20 protein-coding genes are annotated in these 19,277 nt (G+C 71.7%); 11 read left to right on the top strand and 9 right to left on the bottom strand.

What is annotated here, in order from left to right; all coding sequences use genetic code 11:
• A complete protein-coding gene (locus tag ACZ516_RS26580; RefSeq protein WP_469011919.1) occupies positions 1-966 on the top strand; it encodes an ABC transporter substrate-binding protein in 966 nt (321 codons plus the stop codon).
• A 66-nt stretch (positions 967-1,032) separates the two neighbouring features.
• On the opposite strand, the gene ACZ516_RS26575 is transcribed toward ACZ516_RS26580, so the two are convergent.
• Genes ACZ516_RS26575 through ACZ516_RS26565 form a run of 3 tightly spaced genes read right to left on the bottom strand, consistent with a single transcriptional unit; the run spans position 1,033 to position 2,767 of the window.
• Positions 1,033-1,797 carry an isocitrate lyase/PEP mutase family protein gene (locus tag ACZ516_RS26575; RefSeq protein ID WP_469011918.1) on the bottom strand — a complete coding sequence of 255 codons (765 nt, stop codon included), beginning with the start codon at positions 1,795-1,797 and terminating at the stop codon, positions 1,033-1,035.
• On the bottom strand, positions 1,794-2,240 hold the full coding sequence (locus ACZ516_RS26570) for a carboxymuconolactone decarboxylase family protein (RefSeq protein WP_358589094.1): 447 nt from the start codon (positions 2,238-2,240) through the stop codon (positions 1,794-1,796). Before ACZ516_RS26570 ends, ACZ516_RS26575 begins: the two co-directional genes overlap by 4 nt.
• Positions 2,237-2,767: a carboxymuconolactone decarboxylase family protein gene (locus tag ACZ516_RS26565; RefSeq protein ID WP_469011917.1), complete on the bottom strand. Its 531-nt coding sequence runs from the start codon at positions 2,765-2,767 to the stop codon at positions 2,237-2,239. Before ACZ516_RS26565 ends, ACZ516_RS26570 begins: the two co-directional genes overlap by 4 nt.
• Positions 2,768-2,813: 46 nt before the next feature.
• Here ACZ516_RS26565 and pdxR point away from each other — a divergent pair, with 46 nt between their 5' ends.
• The gene (gene pdxR / locus ACZ516_RS26560) at positions 2,814-4,220 is read left to right on the top strand and encodes a MocR-like pyridoxine biosynthesis transcription factor PdxR (RefSeq protein ID WP_469011915.1); all 1,407 of its coding nucleotides are present in this window, start codon (positions 2,814-2,816) and stop codon (positions 4,218-4,220) included.
• Positions 4,221-4,565: 345 nt separating this feature from the next.
• On the opposite strand, the gene ACZ516_RS26555 is transcribed toward pdxR, so the two are convergent.
• Positions 4,566-5,417: a DMT family protein gene (locus tag ACZ516_RS26555; RefSeq protein ID WP_469012162.1), complete on the bottom strand. Its 852-nt coding sequence runs from the start codon at positions 5,415-5,417 to the stop codon at positions 4,566-4,568.
• 358 nt (positions 5,418-5,775) lie between these two features.
• Between ACZ516_RS26555 and ACZ516_RS26550 the strand changes: the two genes are divergently transcribed.
• Positions 5,776-6,105 (top strand): hypothetical protein, encoded by a 330-nt coding sequence (locus ACZ516_RS26550; protein WP_358589116.1) that lies wholly within the window; start codon positions 5,776-5,778, stop codon positions 6,103-6,105.
• 27 nt (positions 6,106-6,132) lie between these two features.
• Positions 6,133-7,317 (top strand): glutathionylspermidine synthase family protein, encoded by a 1,185-nt coding sequence (locus ACZ516_RS26545; protein ID WP_469011913.1) that lies wholly within the window; start codon positions 6,133-6,135, stop codon positions 7,315-7,317.
• An 85-nt stretch (positions 7,318-7,402) separates the two neighbouring features.
• Here ACZ516_RS26545 and rocD read toward each other — a convergent pair whose 3' ends face one another.
• Positions 7,403-8,641 carry an ornithine--oxo-acid transaminase gene (gene rocD / locus ACZ516_RS26540; protein ID WP_469011912.1) on the bottom strand — a complete coding sequence of 413 codons (1,239 nt, stop codon included), beginning with the start codon at positions 8,639-8,641 and terminating at the stop codon, positions 7,403-7,405.
• Between the two features lie 310 nt (positions 8,642-8,951).
• Here rocD and trpS point away from each other — a divergent pair, with 310 nt between their 5' ends.
• Positions 8,952-9,965 carry a tryptophan--tRNA ligase gene (trpS, locus tag ACZ516_RS26535; RefSeq protein ID WP_358589105.1) on the top strand — a complete coding sequence of 338 codons (1,014 nt, stop codon included), beginning with the start codon at positions 8,952-8,954 and terminating at the stop codon, positions 9,963-9,965.
• Positions 9,966-10,021: 56 nt separating this feature from the next.
• Positions 10,022-10,603 carry a 2'-5' RNA ligase family protein gene (locus ACZ516_RS26530; RefSeq protein WP_469011910.1) on the top strand — a complete coding sequence of 194 codons (582 nt, stop codon included), beginning with the start codon at positions 10,022-10,024 and terminating at the stop codon, positions 10,601-10,603.
• 83 nt (positions 10,604-10,686) lie between these two features.
• On the opposite strand, the gene ACZ516_RS26525 is transcribed toward ACZ516_RS26530, so the two are convergent.
• Both ACZ516_RS26525 and ACZ516_RS26520 read right to left on the bottom strand, forming a co-directional pair.
• A complete protein-coding gene (locus ACZ516_RS26525) occupies positions 10,687-11,442 on the bottom strand; it encodes a decaprenylphospho-beta-D-erythro-pentofuranosid-2-ulose 2-reductase (protein WP_361085704.1) in 756 nt (251 codons plus the stop codon).
• Positions 11,443-11,455: 13 nt separating this feature from the next.
• Positions 11,456-12,835, bottom strand: a complete 1,380-nt coding sequence (locus ACZ516_RS26520) for an FAD-binding oxidoreductase (protein WP_361085707.1) — start codon at positions 12,833-12,835, stop codon at positions 11,456-11,458.
• A 207-nt stretch (positions 12,836-13,042) separates the two neighbouring features.
• On the opposite strand from ACZ516_RS26520, the gene ACZ516_RS26515 reads away from it, so the two are divergent.
• From ACZ516_RS26515 to ACZ516_RS26500, 4 genes are read left to right on the top strand one after another with little or no spacing between them, the layout of a single operon-like run.
• Complete coding sequence (locus ACZ516_RS26515; RefSeq protein ID WP_361085710.1) at positions 13,043-13,564, top strand: phosphatase PAP2 family protein; 522 nt, start codon at positions 13,043-13,045, stop codon at positions 13,562-13,564.
• Positions 13,557-14,516, top strand: coding sequence for a decaprenyl-phosphate phosphoribosyltransferase (locus tag ACZ516_RS26510; protein WP_469011908.1), 960 nt, complete (start codon positions 13,557-13,559; stop codon positions 14,514-14,516). The genes ACZ516_RS26515 and ACZ516_RS26510 overlap by 8 nt, the downstream gene beginning before the upstream one ends.
• Positions 14,513-15,007 (top strand): GtrA family protein, encoded by a 495-nt coding sequence (locus ACZ516_RS26505; protein WP_358698880.1) that lies wholly within the window; start codon positions 14,513-14,515, stop codon positions 15,005-15,007. Before ACZ516_RS26510 ends, ACZ516_RS26505 begins: the two co-directional genes overlap by 4 nt.
• On the top strand, positions 14,995-15,936 hold the full coding sequence (locus tag ACZ516_RS26500) for a YihY/virulence factor BrkB family protein (RefSeq protein ID WP_358698882.1): 942 nt from the start codon (positions 14,995-14,997) through the stop codon (positions 15,934-15,936). Before ACZ516_RS26505 ends, ACZ516_RS26500 begins: the two co-directional genes overlap by 13 nt.
• Here the strand turns inward: ACZ516_RS26500 and ACZ516_RS26495 are convergent.
• Positions 15,881-17,143 (bottom strand): D-alanyl-D-alanine carboxypeptidase family protein, encoded by a 1,263-nt coding sequence (locus ACZ516_RS26495; RefSeq protein ID WP_469011906.1) that lies wholly within the window; start codon positions 17,141-17,143, stop codon positions 15,881-15,883. The two genes, ACZ516_RS26500 and ACZ516_RS26495, sit on opposite strands and share 56 nt — an antisense overlap.
• Positions 17,144-17,311: 168 nt before the next feature.
• On the opposite strand from ACZ516_RS26495, the gene ACZ516_RS26490 reads away from it, so the two are divergent.
• Positions 17,312-19,030, top strand: coding sequence for a recombinase family protein (locus ACZ516_RS26490; protein WP_469011905.1), 1,719 nt, complete (start codon positions 17,312-17,314; stop codon positions 19,028-19,030).
• Here ACZ516_RS26490 and ACZ516_RS26485 read toward each other — a convergent pair.
• Entirely contained in the window at positions 18,997-19,251 is a 255-nt protein-coding gene (locus tag ACZ516_RS26485) for an SCO4848 family membrane protein (protein ID WP_469011903.1), read from the bottom strand. The two genes, ACZ516_RS26490 and ACZ516_RS26485, sit on opposite strands and share 34 nt — an antisense overlap.
• Positions 19,252-19,277: the final 26 nt, after the last annotated feature.

Below are 19,277 nucleotides of genomic sequence, written 5' to 3'. Positions count from 1 at the left end.
ATGCGCGTACGTACGCGTGCACTGAGCGCGGCGACCGCCGGTGCGGCGCTGCTCGCCCTGACCGGCTGCGGCGCCGCCGACATGACCCAGCAGTCGTCGCCCTACGCGAACGCCGCCGGGGCCAGGACCGTGACCCTCTCGGTCCAGTCCTGGGTCGGCGCGCAGGCCGACGTCGCCGTCGCCGAGTACCTGCTCAAGAACAAGCTGGGCTACCGCGTCGACAAGGTCCAGATCGACGAGGTCCCCGCCTGGGACGCCCTCAGCCAGGGCCGCGTCGACGCGATCATGGAGGACTGGGGCCACCCCGAGCAGGAACAGCGTTACGTCAACGACAAGAAGACGATCGTCCCCGGCGGCGAGGTCGGCGTGACCGGACACATCGGCTGGTACGTCCCGACGTACTTCGCCAAGCAGCACCCGGACGTCACGCACTGGAAGAACCTCGACAAGTACGCCGACCGGCTCCGCACCTCCGAGAGCGGCAACAAGGGCCAGCTCATGGACGGCTCCCCGTCGTACGTGACGAACGACAAGGCCCTCGTGGAGAACCTGGACCTGGACTACCAGGTCGTCTTCGCGGGCTCCGAGGCGGCGCAGATCACCCAGATCGAGCAGTTCGCCAAGCAGAAGAAGCCGTTCCTCACCTACTGGTACAAGCCGCAGTGGCTGTTCGAGAAGGTGCCGATGACGGAGGTGAAGCTGCCCGCGTACAAGGAGGGCTGCGACGCCGACCCGGCGAAGATCAAGTGCGCCTATCCGCATACGCCGCTCCAGAAGTACCTCAACGCGGACTTCGCGAAGAGCGGCGGCGACGCGGCGAAGTTCCTGAAGAACTTCAGGTGGTCGGAGGAGGACCAGAACGAGGTCTCCCTGATGATCGCCGACAAGAAGATGTCGCCCGAGGACGCGGCGAAGGCGTGGGTCGACGAGCACGAGGACACGTGGCGGGGCTGGCTCCCGAAGTGACCCTCCGGGGGTGGGCGGGGGACTGGTCCGCCGCTTCGCGGCGGATGTCTCCCACCCACTCACCCGTTACTGTCCGATCGGCTCCGCCAGTGCCCGCATCGCCTTGTGCAGCAGGCCCGGTCCGAACGTGACGCGCGTCGCGCCCAGGTGGCCCAGCTCGCGCGGGGACGGGCCGTCCGGGCGGGCGAGGACGTTGAGCGGGCCCTCGATGCCCTCCCGCAGCGCGGGAATCGTCTGCGGCGGCGCCAGGATCGGGTACACGCAGTCCGCGCCCGCCGCCACGTACAGGCGGGCCCGCGCGATCGCGGCCTCGGGGTCCGGCTCGCCCCTGAGGAACGTGTCCACGCGCGCGTTGACGAACAGGCGGTCGCCCGCCGCCGCCCGCACCTCCGCGAGGAAGTCGGCCTGCGCGGCGGGGTCCCTGAGAGCAGTCGCCGGGCCCGCACCCGCGCCGCCCACGGAGTCCTCCAGGTTGCAGCCGACCGCCCCGGCCGCCAGGAGCCGTTCGACCAGCTCCTTCGGCGCGAGGCCGTAGCCGCCCTCCACGTCCGCGCTCACGGGCACGGAGACGGACCGGGTGATACGGGCGATCGCCGCGAACATCTCCCCGGGCGGCACCTGCCCGTCCTCGTACCCCAGCGACAGCGCGATCCCCGCGCTGGGCGTGGCCAGCGCCGGGCTGCCCGCCTCCTCGAGGGTCCGGGCGCTCACCGCGTCCCAGGGGCCCGGCAGGACCAGCGGGTCGCCGGGCGACCGCCCGTGGTGCAGCGCGCGCAGCGTGTCGACGGGGCTCGCGGGGCCCGGGGCGTGTCCGGGGCTCGGGGCGCTCACGGGGCGTACCCGCCGGGCTCGACACGGCGGCTCACCATCAGCCGGTTCCAGCTGTTGATGGCGGTGATCAGGCCGATGAGATGGGCCAGCGCGGACTCGTCGAAGTGCGCCGCGGCCCTCTCGTAGACCTCGTCCGGCACGAACCGGTCGGTGAGGAGGGTGACGGCCTCCGTCAGCGCGAGGGCCGCGCGCTCGCGCTCGCCGAACAGCTCCCCGGCCTCCTCCCAGGCGTTCAGCAGGGCGAGGCGCTTGGGCGTCTCACCGTTCTTCAGGGCGATCTCCACGTGCATGTCCAGACAGAACGCGCACGCGTTGATCTGCGAGGCCCGCACCATGACCAGCTCCGCGAGCACCGGGTCGCCGAGGCCGCGCTTGGCTGCGGCGCTCAACTCGCTCAGGGCGCCGGCGACCCGCTTGTCCAACTGGGCGGTACGCGGCGTCACTTGTGGTCACCGGCCTTGTAGTGACCCGGCACCTGGCGGGTGGCGACGCCGAAGCGGTTCCACGCGTTGATCACCGTGATCGCGGCGATGAGCTGCGTCAGCTCCGCCTCGTCGAAGTGCGCCGCGGCCCTCTCGTAGACCTCGTCGGGCACGAAGCCGTCGGTGAGCACGGTGATCGCCTCGGTCAGCTCGATCGCGGCGACCTCCTTGGCCGTGTAGAAGTGCCGCGACTCCTCCCAGGCGCTGAGCTGGACGATCCGCTCGACGCTCTCGCCGGCCGCGAGCGCGTCCTTGGTGTGCATGTCCAGGCAGAGCGCGCAGCGGTTGATCTGCGAGGCGCGGATCTTCACCAGCTCGAAGATCACCGGGTCGAGGCCCTTACGGGCCGCCGCGTCGAGCTTGATCATGGCCTTGAACACCTCGGGGGCGTGCTGGGCCCAGGCGAGGCGGGGGCTGTGCTCGTGGCCGTACTCCTTGGCGGCGGTGCTCTCCGCGGTGTTCCGGGCGGTGTCCTCGTTCGTCGTCATGCCCCGACCCTACGGTCGCGGTAGCCCACCGGTATGGTCCATTTCCATGGGAGAATCGTGGGCCACTCTGGGCGTCGACCTGCATCTGGAAACGGGCGGCGACGCCACGCGCCACGGCGTCCGCAAGGGCCTGACCGACGCCCTGCGCGAGGCCGTGCGCGGCGGCCGGCTCGCCCCCGGCACCCGGCTGCCCTCCTCCCGGTCCCTCGCCGTCGACCTCGGCGTCGCGCGCAACACCGTCGCCGACGCGTACGGGGACCTCGTCGCCGAGGGCTGGCTCACCGCCCGTCAGGGGTCGGGGACGCGGGTCGCCGAACGCCCGGTCGCGCCGCCGGTGCGGCCCGCCCCGGCCCGCAGGCCGGCGGGCGCGCCGACGTACGACCTCAGCCCCGGCACCCCCGACCTCGCCTCCTTCCCGCGCGCCGAGTGGCTCAAGGCGGCCCGGCGCGCGCTGGCGGCGGCGCCCAACGAGGCGTTCGGGTACGGCGATCCGCGCGGCCGCGTCGAACTGCGCGAGGCCCTGGCCGGCTACCTCGCTCGGGCGCGCGGCGTGCGCGCCGACCCCGACCGCGTCGTCATCACCGCCGGGTTCGTGCACGGCCTGTCGATCCTCGGCCGGGTGCTGCGCCGGCGCGGGCTGCGGGAGGTCACCGTGGAGTCGTACGGCCTGGACATCCACTGGCACCTGCTGCACCGCGCGGGCCTGCGGACCGCGCCGCTCGGCTTCGACGGCCTCGGCACGGACACGGCCGGGCTCGGCGTGGGCGCCGCGAAGGCGGTGCTGCTCACGCCCGCGCACCAGTTCCCGATGGGCGTACCGCTGCACCCCGACCGGCGGGCGGCGGCCGTCGAGTGGGCGCGGCGCGAGGGCGGGCTGATCCTGGAGGACGACTACGACGGGGAGTTCCGCTACGACCGCCAGTCCGTGGGCGCGCTCCAGGGCCTCGACCCCGAGCACGTGGTCTACCTCGGCACGGCCAGCAAGTCCCTGGCGCCCGGGCTGCGCCTCGGCTGGATGGTGCTGCCGTCCGGGCTGCGCGACGAGGTCCTCGGCGAGAAGGACGCCGCCGGGTGGTCCTGCGGCACGCTCGACCAGCTGACGCTCGCGGAGTTCCTGACCTCCGGGGCGTACGACCGTCATGTGCGGGGCGCGCGGCTGCGGTACCGGCGCCGCCGGGACCGCCTGGTGGCCGCCCTCGCCGAACACGCGCCGGAGACCCGTGCCACGGGCATCGCGGCGGGCCTGCACGCGGTCATCGAACTCCCCCCGGGCACGGAGCAGTCCGTCGTCCAGGCCGCCAACTGGGAGCGCCTGGCGGTCCAGGGCCTCTCCCGCTTCCGCCACCCCCTGGCGACGGCGCCCTCCCGGGACGCCCTGGTGGTCGGCTACGGAACCCCCCCGGACCACGCCTGGCCGGCCGCCCTGACCTCCCTATGCCGAACCCTCCCCTAACCCCCGGCGCCCCCCGGAAAAGGGACACGAGAACCGACACGACCCGGCCCAGGCACCCCACGCCAACGGCCGGGAGAACATGACGGGGCCCGGGCGAAACCCCGGGAAAGGGGCGCGGGGAACGGCGCGAGCAACCACAATGCTCCCGCAGCAGGAACACTTCCGCGCCGAGCGGACGCGCCAAGGGCCGAGGAACACGACGGCCCCCCGGCGAAACCCAGGAAAAGGGGCGCGGGGAACGGCGCGAGCAACCACAACGCTCCCGCAGAAGAACACCCCTCCCCAGTCAAGCCACCCCCACCAACAGCCAAGCCCCCGGCACGGGAACGGCGAGGCCCCCGCCAGTCACCGCCCCGCCCCCGCGCCCGCCGCAACATCCGCAACCCCCGCCTCGCCAAACCGCGCCAGCGCCAACGCCCCGGCGACCGCCACCGCGAACCCCAGGACCGCCAGCCACCCCAGCCCTTCCCTGGTGCGGTCACCCAGCCACACCACGCCCACCAGCGCGGGCCCGATCGTCTCCCCGATCACCAGCCCGGCGGTGGCGGCCGTCACCGACCCCCGCTGCAACGCCGACGTCAGCAGCAGGAAGGCCGCCCCACCCCCCACCAGCAGGGCGTACGTCGCGGGGTTGGCCAGCAGCGCCCCGGGCCGGACGGAGTCCACGAGCCGTACGGTCACCTCGACCACCCCGAAACCGCACCCCGCGCCGAGCCCCAGCGCCAGGGCCCGCCCCCGGTCGGGCAGCCGCCCGGCCACCGCTCCGAGCGCGGGCACGGCCACCGCGACGCCGAGCATCACGTACCGCAGGGTGGTGGAACCGCCGTGCTCCCCCTCGTCCCCGGAGGCGAGCCCGAGCATCGCGAGCCCCGCGCAGACCACGGCGACGGCACCCCACTCGGCGCCGCTGAGCCGCACCCGCAGCAGCCGGGCGGCGACCACCGCGGTGACGGCGAGGCTCGCGGCGAGCGCCGCGCCCACCGCGTAGATGGGGATGGACCGCAGGGCCACGATCTGCAGCAGGAAGCCGAGCCCGTCGAGCGCGAGGCCCGCGAGGTAGCGCCACTGGCGCAGGGCGCGCATCAGCAGCGCCGGGTCGACGCCGGAGCCGGTGCCGGGCGCGGTGGCACGGGTGGCGACCGCCTGGAGAACCGAGGCCGTACCGAAGCAGACCGCTGAGCCGAGTGCGCAAAACATCCCAAGAGACACGAAGTGACTGTAGACGACGGCAAGTCGGGGCAGACCCGAGGGGCGACGGCCGGGCGGGCCACTAGGCTGACCGCCTATCACACGCACCGACGGGGGAGGCGCTGCACGGATGGCGCGAATACAGCAGCCGACAAAAACGTCACCCGAAACAGAGACGCAGCCCCAAGCCCAGGCACCCACCAGAGCCCAGGCACCTACCGGAGCCCAAGCCCAGGCCCAAACCGGGACCGAGGTCCAACCCGGGACCGAGGTCCAACCCGGAACCGGGGCCCAAACCGGGACCGAGGCCCAGGCGGCCCGCAAAAAGCCCCGGCGCCTCCGCTCCAGCACCGTCGTGCTCGGCGGCATGGGCGTCCTCGCGGCGACCCTCACCTCCTGCGGCTCGGACCCGGACCGGCGCTGCGTGGACCGGGACAGCTACGACGGCTTCCGGGGTTACCGGATCGTCGCCGACAAGAACTGCAAGACCGGCTCCCAGGGCTCCTCCGCGGGCAAGGGCCGCAAGACGGGCACCGGCTCGCACGGCGGCAGGACGTCGGGCCGCACGGACGCCGCCTGGTACTACGACGCCGACGTCGACGGCCGTTACGCCGACGACGGCACGTTCAGCCGCAGCGAGGCCGTGGACCGGGACGGCTTCGGCTGCTCGGGCGACGGCGGCAGCGGCGGCGGCTGACCGCGGCCGGAACGAGACGCGTACGCCATGGAACGCCGCACGATCACCCCCCGCCCCGACTGGCAGCGGACCGTCGAGGACCAGGGACTGATCTACCCCCTGACCCGCTACCCCGACGACACCCTGCGCCCCTACTGGGACGAGAGCGCGTACTACGTCTTCTCGCTGCCCGAGGTCGAGGCGCTGGAGGAGGCGGTCGAGGAACTGCACGCGATGTGCCTGGCCGCCGCCGCGCACATCGTGGCGCACGACCGCCTCGCCGACCTCGGCATCACGGACCCGCGGGTGGCCGCCGCCGTCACCGAGGCCTGGCACCGCCGGGCCGAACTCCCGTCCCTCTACGGCCGTTTCGACCTGCGGTACGACGGCACGGGCCCGGCGAAGATGCTGGAGTACAACGCCGACACCCCCACTTCCCTGGTGGAGGCCGCGAGCCCGCAGTGGTTCTGGATGGAGGAGCGCTTCCCCGGCGCCGACCAGTGGAACTCCCTCCACGAGCGCCTCGTGGACGCCTGGCGGGGGCAGGCCGCGCTGCTGCCGCCCGGCGGCCCGCTCTACTTCGCGCACTCCGCCGCCGACGAGCTGGGCGAGGACCTGATGACGGTCGCCTATCTGCGGGAAACGGCCGAACAGGCGGGCCTCGCCACGGACTCCATCGCCATGGAGGACATCGGCTGGGACCGCCTCTCGCGCCGCTTCGTGGACAAGAGGCTCCGTTTCCTGCGGTCCTGCTTCAAGCTCTACCCCTGGGAGTGGCTGACCACGGACCGCTTCGCGCCGCACGTCCTGGAGACCCTGGACAACGGCGGCGGCACCGGCTCGACCCTGTGGATCGAACCGGCCTGGAAGATGCTCCTGTCCAACAAGGCGCTCCTGGCCGTCCTGTGGGAGCTGTACCCGGGCCACCCGAACCTGCTCCCCGCCTACCTGGACGGCCCGCGCGAACTGCCCCGGGACCGCGGCTACGTCGCCAAGCCGCTGCTGGGCCGGGAGGGCGCCGGCGTCACGGTGCACGAGCCGGGCACGACCGCCGCCCCGCGCGAGGAGCCGTGCTGCTACCAGGAGTTGGCGCCACTGCCGGACTTCGACGGCAACCGCGTCGTGCTCGGCGCATGGGTCGTGGAGGACGAGGCGGCGGGACTCGGCATCAGGGAGTCCTCCGGCCTGATCACGGACGAGTACGCCCGATTCCTCCCCCACGTCATCCTCTGACCGCCTGCCTTCGCCCCCGGACCACCGCCCCCGCGCCACCACGCCCAGGCCACCCGCCCCCAGCCCGCCCCCGCCCCGGAAGCCGCTAGCTCAGCACGGCCCGCAGCTGGTCCAGCCCCCAGTCCAGGTCCTCCTTGCTGATCACCAGCGGGGGAGCGATGCGGATCGTCGCGCCGTGGGTGTCCTTCACCAGTACCCCGCGGTCCATCAGCTTCTCGGAGACCGCGCGGCCCGTGCCGTACACCGGGGCGATGTCGACGCCCGCCCACAGCCCGCGCCCGCGCACCTCGCTCACCTTGCCGGTGCCGGTCAACAGGCCCAGCTCGGCGTGCAGATGCTCGCCGAGCTCCGTGGCGCGCGCCTGGTGCTCGCCCGTCTCCAGCATGGCGACCACCTCCAGGCCCACGGCGCAGGCGAGCGGGTTGCCGCCGAACGTCGACCCGTGTTCGCCCGGCCGGAACACCCCGAGCACGTCGGCGTCGGCGACCACCGCGGAGACCGGCACCACACCGCCCCCGAGCGCCTTGCCCAGCACGTACACGTCCGGGACCACGCCCTCGTGGTCGCACGCGAACGTACGTCCCGTCCGGCCGAGCCCCGACTGGATCTCGTCGGCCATGAAGAGCACCTCGCGCTCCCGGGTCAGCTCCCTGACCCCGGCCAGGTACCCGGCGGGCGGCACAAGGACCCCGGCCTCGCCCTGGATCGGTTCCAGCAGCACCGCCACGGTGTCCTCGGTCACCGCGGCCCGCAGCGCCGCCAGGTCCCCGTACGGCACGACGTCGAACCCCGGCGTGTACGGGCCGAAGTCCGCCCGCGCCTCGGCGTCCGTGGAGAAGCTGACGATGGTCGTGGTCCGGCCGTGGAAGTTGTCGGCGGCCACGACGATCCTCGCCCGGCCGTCCGGTACGCCCTTGACCTTGTACCCCCACTTCCGCGCGGTCTTGACGGCCGTCTCCACGGCCTCCGCGCCGGTGTTCATCGGCAGCACCATCTCCTTGCCGCACAGCGCGGCCAGGCGCGTGCAGAACTCGGCGAACCGGTCGTGGTGGAAGGCCCGCGAGGTCAGCGTCACGCGGTCCAGCTGCGCCTTGGCCGCGTCGATCAGCCGGCGGTTGCCGTGCCCGAAGTTGAGCGCGGAGTACCCGGCGAGCATGTCGAGGTAGCGGCGCCCCTCGACGTCGGTCATCCACGCGCCCTCGGCGGAGGCGACCACGATGGGCAGCGGATGGTAATTGTGCGCGCTGTGCGCCTCGGCCGAGGCGATGAACCGCTCGCTGGTCGTGCGGGGAGAGGGCGTACTCGACACGGGGTCTCCGTTCATCCTGCGGCGTGGGCCGGTGATGGCGGCCGGATGGTACACGTTCTGCCGGATGGTTCACGTTCTGCCGGGTGGTTCCGGTTCTATCGTCGCTCGCATCGCGGAGGGGGAAACCTGCCGGATCGGCGCGCCGGCCGTGGCGGCCCGGACAGCACGGTCACTGGCGCACGGGCGAGCGGCCCCGAGCCGATCTTCCGCGGGGGAGGATCAGAGGCGGGCCGTCGCCGCCCCGCCATCCGCCGCCACCCCGGCGCGCGGACTTCCGCCCCAACCTGTTTCCGAGCAATGAGGGTCACCTGAGAGAATGGGCCGCATGGCCTCTGAACGTCCTCGTGTGCTCTCCGGGATCCAGCCCACCGCCGGCTCGTTCCACCTCGGCAACTACCTCGGCGCGGTGCGCCAGTGGGTGGCGCTGCAGGAGTCCCACGACGCCTTCTACATGGTGGTGGACCTGCACGCGATCACCGTGCCGCAGGACCCCGCCGAGCTGCGCGCCAACACCCGCCTCGCCGCCGCTCAGCTGCTCGCCGCCGGCCTCGACCCCGAGCGCTGCACGCTCTTCGTCCAGAGCCACGTCCCCGAGCACGCCCAGCTGGCGTGGGTGATGAACTGCCTCACCGGCTTCGGCGAGGCCTCCCGCATGACGCAGTTCAAGGACAAGTCCGCCAAGCAGGGCGCCGACCGCGCCTCGGTCGGCCTGTTCACCTACCCGGTCCTCCAGGTCGCGGACATCCTGCTGTACCAGGCCCACCAGGTCCCGGTCGGTGAGGACCAGCGCCAGCACATCGAGCTGACCCGGGACCTCGCCGAGCGGTTCAACGGCCGCTTCGGGCAGACGTTCACCGTGCCGTCGGCGTACATCCTCAAGGAGACGGCGAAGATCTACGACCTCCAGGACCCGTCGATCAAGATGAGCAAGTCGGCGTCCACCCCCAAGGGCCTGATCAACCTCCTCGACGAGCCCAAGGCCACCGCCAAGAAGGTCAAGAGCGCCGTCACGGACACCGACACCGTCATCCGCTACGACGTGGCGCAGAAGCCGGGTGTCAGCAACCTCCTGAGCATCTACTCCACGCTCACCGGAACCGGTATCGCGGAACTGGAGCAGAAGTACGCCGGCAAGGGCTACGGTGCGCTGAAGACCGACCTCGCCGAGGTCATGGTCGAGTTCGTCACCCCGTTCCGGGACCGCACCCAGCAGTACCTGGACGACCCGGAGACGCTCGACTCGATCCTGGCCAAGGGCGCGGAGAAGGCCCGTGCCGTCGCCGCCGAGACCCTCGCGCAGGCGTACGACAAGGTGGGCTTCCTGCCCGCCAAGCACTGAGCCCCGCCGACACGACGAACACGACGAACACGACGACAGGACGACAGGAGTACGACGTGGGGACCGTAACGATCGGCGTCTCGATCGCGGTCCCGGAGCCACACGGCAGCCTGCTCCAGGAGCGGCGCGCGGGCTTCGGGGACCCCGCGGCGCACGGCATCCCCACGCATGTGACCCTGTTGCCGCCGACCGAGGTGGAGGCCTCCGCGCTGCCCGCGGTCGAGGCGCACCTCATGTCGGTGGCGGCGGCGGGCCGCCCCTTCCCGATGCGCCTTAGCGGCACGGGCACCTTCCGTCCGCTGTCCCCTGTCGTCTACGTCCAGGTGGTGGAGGGTGGCGCGGCCTGCTCCTGGCTCCAGGAGCGGGTCCGGGACGCGTCGGGCCCGATGGCGCGCGAACTGCAGTTCCCCTATCACCCGCATGTCACAGTGGCGCACGGCATCTCCGAAGAGGCCATGGACCGGGCGTACGCCGAGCTCTCGGAGTACGAGGCCGCGTGGCCGTGCACCGGGTTCGCGCTGTACGAGCAGGGCTCCGACGGCATCTGGCGCAAGCTGCGCGAGTTCGCCTTCGGCGGCCCCGTGGTGCCGCCCCAGTCGCCCTACCCGGCCGCCCGTGGCTCACTGCCCGCGCGCTGAGCGGACGCGCGCCGGGCGTACGCCCGCCGAGCAGTCGTGTTCCGGGCGGCCACGCACCGCGCGGCCGCGCCGGGCCCGTCCGCTCAGAGCGGCAGCCGCCGGAAGATGGGCCTCGGCAGGTGCCGCAGCGCCGACATGACCACCCGCAGGGCGCCGGGCACCCACACCGTCTCCGAGCGCCGCCGCAGACCGGTCTCGATGGCCAGCGCCACCGCCTCCGGAGTGGTCGCCATCGGCGCCTCCTCCAGGCCCCGCGTCATCTTCGAGCGCACGAAGCCGGGCCGGACGACCATCACATGCACTCCGGTGCCGTGCAGCGCGTCGCCGAGGCCCTGGGTGAAGGCGTCCAGGCCCGCCTTGCTGGAGCCGTAGATGAAGTTCGAGCGGCGGGCCCGCTCGCCCGCGACCGAGGAGAGCACCACCAGGGAGCCGTGCCCCTGGGACTGCAGGGCCCGCGCGCACACCAGGCCCGCGGAGACCGCCCCGGTGTAGTTGGTCCGTGCGACCCGCACCGCGGAGAGCGGGTCGTCCTCGTCGCGGGCCTGGTCGCCGAGGACGCCGAAGGCGAGCAGCACCATGTCGATGTCGCCCTCGGTGAAGACCTTGCCGAGGTGCTCCTCGTGGGACTCGGGGTCGAGCGCGTCGAAGGCGACGGTCCGCACGTCCGCGCCCAGGTCGCGCAGCCCGGCGGCGGCCTGCTCCAGGGCCGGTGAGGGACGGCCGGCCAGCCACACCGTGCGGGTGCGGCGCGCGATCAGACGCCGGGCGGTGGCCAGGCCGATCTCGGAGGTGCCGCCGAGGACGAGCAGGGACTGGGGGGTGCCGAAGGCGTCTTTCATGAGTACCGATCTCCTAGAGGTCGAGGCGGCGCGAGAGGTCCGAGCGGAACACGCCGCGCGGGTCGAGACCGGCCCGCAGGGCGCGGAAGTCGTCGAGCCGGGGGTACATTGCGGCGAGCATCTCGGGCCGCAGCCGCGCGTCCTTCGCGAGGTAGACGCGCCCGTCCGCGGCGGCCACCTCCTCGTCCAGCTCGTCGAGGAAGGCGCCGAGGCCGGGCAGGCCCGCCGGGATGTCGAGCGCCAGCGTCCAGCCGGGCATCGGGAAGGACAGCCAGCCGGGATCGCCCTGGCCGAAGCGCTTCAGCACGGCGAGGAAGGAGGGGCAGCCGCGCTCCGAGATGCGCCGCACGACGCGGCACAAGGCCTCCTCCTTGCCGTATCCGACGACGAACTGGTACTGCACGAAGCCGCTGCGGCCGTAGACGCGGTTCCAGTGCGGGACGCCGTCCAGCGGGTGGAAGAAGGTGGAGATCTTCTGCAGCTCGCCGGTGCGGGAGCGGGGCGCCCTGCGGTACCAGAGTTCGTTGAACAGGCCCACCGAGGCCTTGCCCAGCAGTCCCTCCGGCAGGAAGGAGGGGGCGGCGGGCAGCTGCCCCGGGCGGAAGGCCAGCGGGGCCCTGCGCGCGCGGCCCCGGGCCGGCAGGGCGGCCAGCGGGGCGTGGTCGCCGCGGGTCAGCACCGAGCGGCCCATGGCGCTGCCGCGCGCGAGGAGGTCGATCCACGCCACCGAGTAGCGGTAGCGGTGGTCGCCGGCGGTGAGGCGGGCCATCAGGTCGTCGAGGTCGGTGGCGCGCTCGGTGTCCACGCTCATCAGGGACGTCTCGACCGGCTGGAGCCGGACCGTCGCCGACAGGATCACGCCGGTCAGGCCCATGCCGCCCGCGGTGGCGTCGAACAGGGGGGTGCCGGGCGCGAGGGTGTGGACCGTGCCGTCCGCGGTGAGCAGGTCCATCGACAGGACGTGGCGCGCGAACGAGCCCGAGACGTGGTGGTTCTTGCCGTGGATGTCGGCGCCGATGGCCCCGCCGACCGTCACATAGCGGGTCCCCGGGGTCACCGGCACGAACCAGCCGAGGGGCAGCAGGACCTCCATCAGGCGGTGCAGCGAGACCCCCGCGTCGCACACGACCGTGCCCGCGTCGGCGTCGATGGCCCGCACCCGGTCCAGGCCCGTCATGTCGAGGACGTCGCCGCCCGCGTTCTGCGCCGCGTCGCCGTACGCCCGGCCCAGGCCCCTGGCGATGCCCCCGCGCTCGCCGCAGTCGCGCACGGCGGCCGCGGCCTCCTCGGGGGTGCGGGGCCTGACCAGACGGGCGGTGGTCGGGGCCGTACGGCCCCAGCCGGAGACGGACACGGCCTCGAAGGGCGTCAGGGCGGGGGAGTCGGCAGGCATGGCACCGACCGTAGCGTCCGATTGAGGATAGTTCGGCATAAATCATCCGCTCTCTCACCGAAATGGGTGATTGAGGGAGTGTCATCACAACATTGCCGGAATTATTTGAAGGTTGGCTACAAGAGTCGAGACGCCCGGCCCCGAACCCCCCGGCCCCCGAACCCGCCCCGCCCCCGCATCTCTTCGGATGTCTTCGAAAGAGGCCACATGCACGACATGGACCACAGGCTGCTGTCGGCCCTGCGCGACTGCGGCACCGACCCGCGCGTGGCCACCGCCGCGCGCGCCCTCTCCCGGAGCGGCGAGCACGGCGCGCTCTGGATCGCCGCCGGGCTCGCGGGCGCCGCCGTGGACCGTGAGCGGCGCACCGCCTGGCTGCGCGGCGCGGCCCTGACCGCCGCCGCCCACCTGGCCAGCATGGGCCTCAAGCGGATCGTGCGCCGCCCGCGCCCCGCGGGCCCGCCCGGCACCGAACCCCTGGTGCGCACCGCGGGCCGGCACTCCTTCCCCAGCTCGCACGCCACCTCGGCGGCCGCCGCCACCGTCGCCTACGGCGCGCTGCGCCCCGCCGGAGCCCGCCTCGTGCCCCCGCTGGCCGCCGCGATGTGCGTCTCCCGCATGGTCGTCGGCGTCCACTACCCCTCGGACGTGGCCGCGGGCGCCGCGCTCGGCGCGCTCACCGCCCGCGCCGGAAGCGGCTGGATGAACGGGGGCCGCCGCGATGCCTGAACGTATCTCCACCGTCCTGGAGCACCCTCGCCCGCACCGGACCGCCCGCCCGGGCCCCCTCGCCCTGCCCCTCGGCCTCCTGAAGACCGCGCGGCCCCGCCAGTGGGTCAAGAACATCCTGGTCGTCGCGGCCCCCGCCGCGGCGGGCGAACTCTTCTCGCGCCAGTCCCTGACCCGGCTCTCCCTCGTCTTCGTGCTGTTCACGGCCGCTGCGTCCGCCGTCTACCTCATCAACGACGCACGGGACGCCGACGCCGACCGCGCCCACCCCACCAAGTGCCGCAGGCCGGTCGCCGCCGGGCAGGTGCCGGTGCCCGTCGCCTACGCCGTCGGCGGGTGCCTCGCGGTCCTCGCACCCGTGACCGCCGCCTTCCTGTGCACCCCACTGACCGCCGCGCTCCTCGCCGCCTACGTCGGCATGCAACTCGCCTACTGCGTCAGCCTCAAGCACGTCCTCGTCGTCGACCTCACCATCGTCACGACCGGCTTCCTGATGCGGGCCATGATCGGCGGCCTCGCCCTCGACATCCCGCTCTCGCGCTGGTTCCTGATCACCACCGGCTTCGGGGCCCTCTTCATGGTCTCCGCCAAGCGCTACTCCGAGGCCGTCCAGATGGCCGCCACCACCGGGAAACCGGGCGCCACGCGCGCGCTGCTCACCGAATACACCACCGGCTACCTGCGCTTCGTGTGGCAGCTCGCCGCCGGGGTCGCCGTCCTCGCGTACTGCCTGTGGGCCATGGAGGAGGGCGGCAGCACCACCGGCGGCAGCCTGCTGCCCTGGCGGCAGCTGTCCATGACCGCCTTCATCCTCGCGATCCTGCGCTACGCCGTCTTCGCCGACCGGGGCACCGCCGGCGAGCCCGAGGACGTCGTCCTGCGCGACAGGGCACTCGCCGTGATCGGCCTGGTGTGGCTGGCGATGTACGGGCTCGCGGTCGCGGACTGGTGAACGCGCACTCCCCGCGCGGCCGGCTGCGGGCGCTCGGACCCGAACTGCTGGGCTTCGCCGCCGCCGGGATCTGCGCCTACGCGGCCGACCTCGCCCTGTTCGTCTGGCTGCGCGGGCCCGCCGGCCTCGACCCGCTGACCGCCAAGGCGCTCTCCTTCGTGGCGGGCTGCTCGGTGGCGTACGCGGGCAACGCGCTGGGCACCTACCGGCGCAGGGCCGCCGGAGTGCCACGGCTGCGCCAGTACGCGGTGTTCTTCGCCGTCAACATCGCCGGCGCCCTCGTCCAACTGCTGTGCATCGCCGTCTCCCACTACGGGCTCGGCCTCACCTCGCAGCGGGCCGACACCGTCTCCGGCGCTGGAATCGGCATGGCCCTCGCCACCGCGCTGCGGTTCTGGGGAACCCGGACCCTCGTATTCCGCGTGGCGGGCGGGACTTCGGGCACGACTTCGGACAGGACCGCAGGCACGGAGGCGACATGGACTGGCTGAAGAAACTGCCCGGCATCGGGCCGATCGCCGAGAAGGGCATGCGCACGCACGCGTGGCGCTCGTACGAACGGCTCGACACGGTCCACTGGAGCCGCCTCGCGGCCGCCATGACGTTCATCAGCTTTCTGGCGCTCTTCCCGCTGCTCACCGTGGCCGCCGCGATCGCCGCGGCCACCCTCACCACCAAGCAGCAGCACACCCTGGAGAACAAGCTCACCGAGCAGGTCCCCGGCATCTCCGACCAACTCGACCTCGACGGCCTGGTCGCCAACGCCGGCACCGTCGGCCTCGTCGCCGGCGCCCTGCTGCTCTTCACCGGCATCGGCTGGGTCGGCTCGATGAGGGAGTGCCTGCGGGCCGTCTGGGAACTGGAGGACGAGGAGGAGAACCCTGTCCTGCGCAAGGTCAAGGACGCCGGGGTGCTCATCGGGCTCGGCGGCGCCGGCCTCGCCTCCTTCGCCGCCTCCGCGCTCGCCTCCACCGCCGTCGGCTGGACCGCCGACCTCCTCGGCGTCGACGAGACCGGCTGGGGCGCGGCCCTGCTCCAGGCCGTCGCCTTCGCGATCGCCGTCCTCGCCGACTTCCTGCTGCTGCTCTACGTCCTGACGCTGCTGCCCGGTGTCCAGCCGCACCGGCGCGACCTCGTCATCGCGGGACTGATCGGCGCCGCCGGCTTCGAGCTGCTCAAACTGCTCCTCGGCGGCTACATGAAGGGCGTCGCCGCCAAGAGCATGTACGGCGCCTTCGGCGTGCCCGTCGCGCTGCTCCTGTGGATCAACTTCACCGCGAAGCTGCTGCTGTTCTGCGCCGCCTGGACGGCGACGCGGAAAGCGGCGCGGACCGGTGCCGCGACGGACGAGGAGGACTCCGCCGTCAGCTCCGGCGCGGGGGACGCCCGGACTGGCCCGGAAGCGGCATCCGGCGCCTGACGAGGAAGGCGCCCGCGCCCAGCACCACGACCAGACCGCCCGCCACCCCCAGGGCGACGCCCATGCCGCTCGACCCCCCGTCGGAGCCGTGCGCCATGTTCGCGGCGGCGCCGTTCTTGCCGTCGCCGCCGCTGCCCGGAGCGCTGTTGCCGGACCCCGCGGCACCCTTGGGAGCGACCAGTTCGCCCACCGGGTCGACCTTGCCCGCGGCGGCGAAGCCCCAGTCGAAGAGCCGCGCGGTCTCCTTGTAGACGGCGTGGGGCTCTCCGGAGGAGGGGTTCATGACGGTGACGAGCAGCACCTTGCCGTCGCGCTCGGCGACACCGGTGAAGGTGTTGCCCGCGTTGGTGGTGCTGCCGTTCTTCACGCCGGCGATGCCCTTGTAGGGGCTGACGCCGATGGCCCCCGTGAGCAGCCGGTTGGTGTTCTGGATGCCGAAGGACTCGCGCTTCGTCTTCCCCTTGTCCTTGCCCTTGGTGATCTTCTTGGTCTCACCGGGGAACTGGGCGGTGGCCGTCGAGCAGTACTCCCGGAAGTCCTTCTTCTGCAGCCCGGAGCGGGCGAACAGCGTCAGGTCGTACGCCGAGGAGACCTGCCCCTTGGCGTCGTACCCGTCGGGCGAGACCACGTGGGTGTCCAGGGCCTGGAGGTCCTCGGCGTGCTTCTGCATGTCCTCGACGGTCTTGGCGACACCGTCGTTCATCGCCGAGAGGACGTGCACCGCGTCGTTGCCCGACCGCAGGAAGACGCCGAGCCACAGGTCGTGGACGGAGTACGTCTCGTTCTCCTTGATGCCCACCATGCTGCTGCCCTCACCGATGCCCTCCAGGTCGGCGAGGGTCACCTTGTGCTGCTGCGACTTGGGGAACTTCGGCAGCACCGTGTCCGCGAACAGCATCTTGAGGGTGCTCGCGGGGGGCAGCCGCCAGTGCGCGTTGTGCGCGGCGAGGACCTCGCCCGACTCCGCGTCGGAGACGATCCAGGAGCGCGCCGACAACTCCTTGGGCAGCACCGGGGCACCCGCCTTGAGCTTCACCTGGGTGCCCGGCTTGCCGAGCAGAGCGCCGCCGACACTCGACATCGCCGCGGGCGGCTTCGGCTGCCCCTTGTCGCCCGGCTCCTCGTCCGCGACGGCGGGGGCGGTCGCGGACATCGTCAACAGGGTCGCGGAGGCGAACAACAGAGCGGCTTTTTTCGACACGGGCACGGACGAGAACGTACAGGGCGGGTTCACGGGCCCCACCGCCGACTCCTGGTTCCTGCTCGCTTCATTCCTGCTCGCCTTCGCGGCATGGAGCTGGTTCATCTGGACTACCTTTCACAAGCAACTAACCATCAGGACACCGGAACCCGGAGAAGGCACAGGTCACAGCGCATGACGCCATTCGTCGCCCTCCCTTCAGAAGAGCGTTTGGACACCGTGAGGGTTGCGGTCTACGCCCGACAGTCCAAAGCCCGTCCCGACTCGTCCGAGGCATCCCCCGAAGCGCAGCTCGCCGCCGGAGCGGCACTGGCGGACGGTCGCGGTTGGCAGGTCGTCCATCGGTTCAAGGACGTCGGCCGCTCCGGATGGGACCCCAACGCCGTACGCCCGGGGTTCGAAGAACTCATGGTCGCTGTGCGCGCGGGGGAGGTCGACGCGGTGGTCGTCAACGAGTTGAGTCGGCTGACCCGCAAGGGCGCGCATGACGCGTTGGAGATCGACAGTGAGTTCAAGAAACACGGGGTGCGCTTCGTGTCCGTGCTTGAGCCGTTCCTCGACACGTCCAACGCGATCGGTGTCGCGATCTTCACCCTGATCGCGGCACTCGCCAAACAGGACAGCGACATCAAGGCCGAGCGGCTCAAGGGTGCGAAGGACGAGATCAAGGCCGTTGGCGGGCGGCACTCGAGCTCTCCTCCCTATGGCATGCGCGCCGTCCGCGAGAAGATCGGCAACCTCGTCGTCTCCGTGCTTGAGCCCGACGAGGACAACCCGGAACATGTCGCCATCGTCGAGCGCATGCTTGAGATGAGCTGGAACGGGATCGCGGACAACAAGATTGCGACCACGTTTGAGGACGAAGGGATTCCCGCCCCCGGGAACGCTGAGCGGCGCGCCACTGAGAAGCGGATTGCGTCCATCAAGAAGCGCCGCGTGTCGGATGAGGACAGCCCTGTCCGTTGGCGTGCCCAGACTGTGCGATGGATTATCAATCACCCGGCCGTTGGTGGCTTCGCAAGTGAGCGGGTGAAGCGGGGGAAAGCGTACGAAAACGTCGTCGCTCAGGATGCTGCCGGCAAGCCCATGGCGCCGCACAGGGGGATCGTTACAGGCGCGAAGTGGCTGGAGCTCCAAGAGCGCCGCAAGAAACGCAACGCCACACGGAAACCAGGGAACGGGGAAACCACGCCACGACTGCTTTCCGGGTGGCGTTTCTCGACATGCGGTATCTGTGCCGGGTCCATTGGGCAAGCCAAAAACAACGGTGGGCAGGACTATTACATGTGCGCGAATCCCAAGGGGCACGGCGGACTGTCCATCAAGCGCGAAGAGGCGGACCATTACGTTGCCGGCAAGGTCTGGGCGCGGTTGATCGCTGCCGACATGGAAGATGAAACTGACCGCGGTTGGGTCGCTGCGGCCGCGCTGCGCCACGCGGGACAGAAGGACTTGGCCGGAGTACGGGAGGAACGCCGCGAAGTGGTGGATCGTTTGCACCATGTGCAGCGGTCCATTGCGGAGTTGCAGGCGGACCGCAAAGGCGGGTTCTACCGAGGTCGGGACGAATTGGCCATGTGGCGGGCCACCATGGAGCAATACCGGGCCTACGAGGGCGAGTGCACGAGCAAGATCGCTGAACTTGACGGCAAGATCCAAGATGCGATCGAGGTACCCGCTGCATGGTTCGAACCCGGGGAAGATCCGGTGGGGCCCAAATCGCCATGGGGCTCATGGGACGTATTCGAGCGACGAGAGTTTCTCGGCTGCTTCCTGTCAGGCGTCCGGATCGGGCGGGGGCGCGACCCGGAGACGAGGAAGCTCATCCCGATCGAGGAACGGATCACGGTGCACTGGCGTCAGCTCGAACCGGAGCGGGATGTCCTCGCGTGAGCGCGAAGACCCCGAAAGCCGATCACACCAACGCCCGTGCCTAGGATGAACGACGTGATGGCCAAGGCGAGGTGGACCCAGAAGTAGGCCGTGGGACTGCCGTTGTCGAAGGCGAGCCCGCTCGCATCCTTGGCCAAGTTCTTCACGAAGGTCGTCCAGACCACCCAAGACCACACGCCGAAGGCGAGCAGGAACCAAGAGACGGGACGGCTGAGCTTCATGGAGTGGTGTCCTCTGGTGCGGGGGA

It is taken from the genome of Streptomyces sp. NPDC034037, assembly GCF_055575715.1.
Note: the sequence above shows the minus strand (reverse complement) of the source record. Positions and strands in the feature narration are given on the sequence as shown.

Bases quoted from the DNA above. Each gene is read 5' to 3' on its own strand.
- ACZ516_RS26580 (WP_469011919.1), top strand. From the start codon at position 1: ATGCGCGTACGTACGCGTGCACTGAGCGCGGCGACCGCCGGTGCGGCG.
- ACZ516_RS26565 (WP_469011917.1), bottom strand. From the start codon at position 2,767: ATGACGACGAACGAGGACACCGCCCGGAACACCGCGGAGAGCACCGCC.
- pdxR (WP_469011915.1), top strand. From the start codon at position 2,814: ATGGGAGAATCGTGGGCCACTCTGGGCGTCGACCTGCATCTGGAAACG.
- ACZ516_RS26555 (WP_469012162.1), bottom strand. From the start codon at position 5,417: ATGTTTTGCGCACTCGGCTCAGCGGTCTGCTTCGGTACGGCCTCGGTT.
- ACZ516_RS26550 (WP_358589116.1), top strand. From the start codon at position 5,776: ATGGGCGTCCTCGCGGCGACCCTCACCTCCTGCGGCTCGGACCCGGAC.
- ACZ516_RS26545 (WP_469011913.1), top strand. From the start codon at position 6,133: ATGGAACGCCGCACGATCACCCCCCGCCCCGACTGGCAGCGGACCGTC.
- rocD (WP_469011912.1), bottom strand. From the start codon at position 8,641: ATGAACGGAGACCCCGTGTCGAGTACGCCCTCTCCCCGCACGACCAGC.
- trpS (WP_358589105.1), top strand. From the start codon at position 8,952: ATGGCCTCTGAACGTCCTCGTGTGCTCTCCGGGATCCAGCCCACCGCC.
- ACZ516_RS26525 (WP_361085704.1), bottom strand. From the start codon at position 11,442: ATGAAAGACGCCTTCGGCACCCCCCAGTCCCTGCTCGTCCTCGGCGGC.
- ACZ516_RS26520 (WP_361085707.1), bottom strand. From the start codon at position 12,835: ATGCCTGCCGACTCCCCCGCCCTGACGCCCTTCGAGGCCGTGTCCGTC.
- ACZ516_RS26515 (WP_361085710.1), top strand. From the start codon at position 13,043: ATGCACGACATGGACCACAGGCTGCTGTCGGCCCTGCGCGACTGCGGC.
- ACZ516_RS26510 (WP_469011908.1), top strand. From the start codon at position 13,557: ATGCCTGAACGTATCTCCACCGTCCTGGAGCACCCTCGCCCGCACCGG.
- ACZ516_RS26500 (WP_358698882.1), top strand. From the start codon at position 14,995: ATGGACTGGCTGAAGAAACTGCCCGGCATCGGGCCGATCGCCGAGAAG.
- ACZ516_RS26490 (WP_469011905.1), top strand. From the start codon at position 17,312: ATGACGCCATTCGTCGCCCTCCCTTCAGAAGAGCGTTTGGACACCGTG.
- ACZ516_RS26485 (WP_469011903.1), bottom strand. From the start codon at position 19,251: ATGAAGCTCAGCCGTCCCGTCTCTTGGTTCCTGCTCGCCTTCGGCGTG.